General features: G+C 50.0%; 1 protein-coding gene. It reads right to left on the bottom strand.

Translation table 11 applies throughout. From position 1 onward, the window contains the following. On the bottom strand, window positions 1–1,090 hold a 1,090-nt coding region (gene msrA, locus Q0338_RS03505), incomplete at its 3' end, for a peptide-methionine (S)-S-oxide reductase MsrA (protein ID WP_298085552.1). Between the last annotated feature and the right edge of the window lie 188 nt (window positions 1,091–1,278).

Raw genomic sequence — 1,278 nt, 5'->3', positions numbered from 1 at the left:
CAAGATACGGAATCAAATCCCCATACCCCTGCTTCTCCATATCCTCTTTCGCCACAAACCTCAGCGCGGCGCCGTTGATGCAGTATCTTAGCCCTCCTTTGTCGCGCGGACCGTCGTCAAATACATGCCCCAAATGCGAGTCCGACATCGCGGTTTTGACCTCGGTGCGCACCATGCCGTGCGATAGATCGGACTTTTCGGCGATCAGGCTCGCGTCGATCGGCTTAGTAAAGCTCGGCCAACCGCAGCCCGCGTCAAATTTATCGTACGAGCTAAAAAGCGGCTGACCGTTTGTGATATCGACGTAGATACCGATGCGCTCCTCGTCGTTTAGCTCGCTGCTATGCGGACGCTCGGTCGCAGCGTGTTTTACGACGTCGTAGGATATGGCGCTGAGCTCATTTTTTAGCGCCGCGTCGTCTTTGTTTTTGTAGTTTTGCAAATTTTGCTTCATATCGCGCTTTTTGTCGCTCAAAATTTCGCCTTTTTTAGGCAGGCTCTCAAAGGTCACGTGGCAGTAGCCGTGCGGGTTTTTGTCCAGATAGTCCTGATGATACTCCTCGGCTTTGTAGATATTTTCTAGCGGCGCGACCTCCGTTACGATGGGCGCTTTGTAGTTTTTTTGTTGTTCGGCGATAAAGGCTCTGATCGCCGGCTCGTCCGCCGCATCGGTGTAGTAGATGCCCGTACGGTACTGCGTGCCGCGGTCGCCGCCTTGCTTGTTTAGGCTGGTCGGGTCAATGGTGTTAAAGTAAAATTTGAGCAAATGCGGCAAATCGATCACGTACTCGTCGTATTCGACCCAGACGGCCTCGGCGGCATTCGTATCGCCCGTGCAGACCTGCTCGTAGCTAGGGTTTGGCACCTTTGAGTTCGCGTAGCCCGTGTAGGTGCTAACCACGCCCGGAAGCTGCTTGAGATAGGCCTCCGTGCCCCAAAAGCACCCGCCCGCTAGCACGATCGTTTTGTTCGCGGTCGCAGACTCTTTTGTTTTATGATTCATCTGTTCTCCTTGTAAATTTAAAAATATACCTAAAAATAGCGCCAAAGCGCCGACTATTCCTGCTGTTTTTAACGTTTTGCCAAGCATTTTCGCTCCTTATGGCTTAAATTTTTGATTAAATTTGATTCGCACAAATTTGACTTCAAATTTGACGGTTTTGCATTTTACGCACCCAGACCCGCGCCCTGAAAATGCTAAATTTGGTTTTGTAAAATTTAGCGTTGTACCTTAAATTTAATCTTTCTTGTTAAGGGGGAAGGGGCTTGAATTACGAA

Source organism: uncultured Campylobacter sp. (assembly GCF_938018145.1).
GTDB lineage: Bacteria > Campylobacterota > Campylobacteria > Campylobacterales > Campylobacteraceae > Campylobacter_A.
The sequence above is the reverse complement of the archived record's forward strand: the minus strand, read 5'-3'. Positions and strand labels throughout refer to the sequence as shown.